Below are 2687 nucleotides of genomic sequence, written 5' to 3' on the forward strand. Positions count from 1 at the left end.
TACCCAGCTTTTTGGCGATCACGCCGGTACGCATCGGATCAATCCCCTCAGAGCTTGATCTCGACGTCCACGCCGGCGGACAGGTCGAGCTTCATCAGCGCGTCCACGGTCTGCGGGGTGGGGTCGACGATGTCGAGCACACGCTTGTGCGTGCGGATTTCAAACTGCTCGCGCGACTTCTTGTCGATGTGCGGCGAGCGGTTGACGGTGAATTTCTCAATAAGGGTCGGCAGGGGAATAGGACCCCTGACGGTGGCGCCGGTGCGCTTGGCCGTATTGACGATCTCACGAGTGGAATGGTCCAGCACGCGGTGATCGAAGGCCTTGAGCCGGATGCGGATGTTCTGACGATCCATATCGCTCTTAATTTTCCCTACAGACGGCGGTCCGCCCGCGTGACTTTGACCATTTCAAAGACCAACTCCGGAGCCTCCAAAGCGAAAGGCGCCGTACGCGTAGCCCGCAAAAACGAATTCGGCCCGCGCGTAACCGCGAGGGCCACCCCCTGAAACCTCAGCCGGAGCTGTCGATCCCAGGTCGTTCTGCGAACCGCGTCTGCGACAGAAGCCGCACAGCCGGTCCAACAGGAGGCGCGTTAGTACCCACGCGACTCGCTCCCGTCAAGGGCTGCTCGCCGCTGATCGACCCAATCAGCGGGCCTCATCGACGGTTATGGCGCCCGAACCGACGACGGAGCGCTCGATCTGGCCTCGAACCCGCCTGACCTCGACGTCGCCCGAGCCCACGATCCGCGCCTGGAGGGCGCCCGATTCGCCGCCGAAGCTGGCGTCGCCGGAGCCGGCGATGTTGGCGTTGAAGTTGTCCACCCGGCCCGCGGCCACATCTACGTCGCCGGGGCCGGCGATCCGGACCTGCAGCAACGGCCCGACCACCTCGGCCACCTTGACGTCGCCGGAGCCCGCCACATCGATCTTCAGGGCGCCCCGGACCTGACGCAGGCTGAGATCTCCCGAGCCCGCGACGCGCAGATTCGATTCGCCTGCATTTCCACCGCGCACATCGCCGGAGCCGGCCAGCGACAGGCTGAGCTTGCCGGCCACATGGGCGATGGTCCAGTCGCCGCACCCGGCGTTGGAGAAGCTCAGGCTCTGGCTGCGGCCCACGGAGCCGAAGACGGCGCCGCCCACAGAGACCTCGGCGTCCCGCGGCGTGCGGATCACCACCTGGGGCATGTCGTCATAGGCCACCTCCCCCACACCGGCGACGGTGACGGACGGACGGCCGCCGCGGGTCCGGCAGGACCGGATGGCGCGGTCCAGGTCGCCATCGACGATCACATCGGCGCCGTCGGAGCGCACCTGCAGCGGCAGGCTGGGATTGGTGGACAGGATATCCACCCGGATGTCCTGGCGGTCCTCGGGCACGACCACCACCCGGGCGACGGCGTCCCTGACATGGACCTCGGCGGCCTGGGCGGCGCCGGCCACGGCCAGGCCCGCCAGGGCCAGCCCGGAAATCGTCATCGAACGGCGCATGGGCGCTCCCCTTCTTCGTCCTGAGAGGAGGCTAGCGGGGCTCTGGGGCCGACACAGCTTAATTCGAGGTCATGACACGGCGGTCATCCCGCCCGGCCGGCGAGGGTCCGAGGGTCCCCTCCCCTGCCCCGCGCAGGCGGGCAGGCGCCCGACTCACCGCAGGTCGCCCCACGGAAAAGGCCGCCGGGGTTTCCCCGGCGGCCTTGGCCTTAGGTCACAGGTTTGAGGCCTGGACTATTCGACGATCTTGGCCACCACGCCGGCGCCGACCGTGCGGCCGCCTTCGCGAATGGCGAAGCGCAGGCCCTGGTCCATGGCGATCGGGGTGATCAGCTCCACGTCCAGCTCGGCATTGTCGCCCGGCATGATCATTTCCACGCCTTCGCGCAGCTTGATGATCCCGGTCACATCCGTCGTCCGGAAGTAGAACTGCGGACGATAGTTGGTGAAGAACGGCGTGTGACGGCCACCCTCTTCCTTGGTCAGGATATAGGCCTCGGCCACGAACTTGGTGTGCGGCGTGATCGAGCCCGGCTTGCAGAGCACCTGGCCACGCTCGACGTCTTCACGCTTGGTGCCGCGCAGCAGCACGCCCACGTTGTCGCCCGCCTGGCCCTGGTCCAGCAGCTTGCGGAACATCTCGACGCCCGTGCAGGTCGTCTTCTGCACCGGACGGATGCCGACGATCTCGACTTCCTCGCCGACCTTGACGATCCCCTTCTCGATACGACCGGTCACCACCGTGCCCCGGCCCGAGATCGAGAACACGTCTTCCACAGGCATCAGGAACGGAAGGTCCACCGGACGCTCCGGCTGCGGGATGTACTCGTCCACCGTCTTCATCAGCGCCAGGATCGCCTGCTCGCCAATCTCCGGGTCGCGGTTTTCAACAGCGGCCAGGGCCGAGCCCTTGGTGATCGGGATGTCGTCGCCCGGGAACTGATAGGACGACAGCAGCTCGCGCAGCTCCATCTCCACCAGGTCCAGCAGCTCCTCGTCGTCGACCATGTCGACCTTGTTCAGGAACACCACCAGGGCCGGCACGCCAACCTGACGGGCCAGCAGGATGTGCTCGCGCGTCTGCGGCATCGGACCATCGGCGGCCGAGCACACCAGGATCGCGCCGTCCATCTGCGCCGCGCCCGTGATCATGTTCTTCACATAGTCGGCGTGGCCAGGGCAGTCGACGTG

3 protein-coding genes are annotated in these 2687 nt (G+C 66.8%); all 3 read right to left on the reverse strand.

Going from position 1 to position 2687, the window contains the following annotated elements; translation table 11 throughout:
• Positions 1 to 47: 47 nt before the first annotated feature.
• Positions 48 to 356 carry a 30S ribosomal protein S10 gene (rpsJ, locus tag Q7S93_RS05335; RefSeq protein ID WP_199616223.1) on the reverse strand — a complete coding sequence of 103 codons (309 nt, stop codon included), beginning with the start codon at positions 354 to 356 and terminating at the stop codon, positions 48 to 50.
• A gap of 294 nt (positions 357 to 650) precedes the next feature.
• Entirely contained in the window at positions 651 to 1496 is an 846-nt protein-coding gene (locus Q7S93_RS05340) for a GIN domain-containing protein (protein ID WP_304712704.1), read from the reverse strand.
• Positions 1497 to 1730: 234 nt separating this feature from the next.
• A partial coding sequence (gene tuf / locus Q7S93_RS05345; protein ID WP_304712705.1) for an elongation factor Tu occupies positions 1731 to 2687 on the reverse strand: 957 nt, incomplete at its 5' end.

The sequence above is a fragment of the Phenylobacterium sp. genome (assembly GCF_030646615.1).
GTDB lineage: Bacteria > Pseudomonadota > Alphaproteobacteria > Caulobacterales > Caulobacteraceae > Phenylobacterium.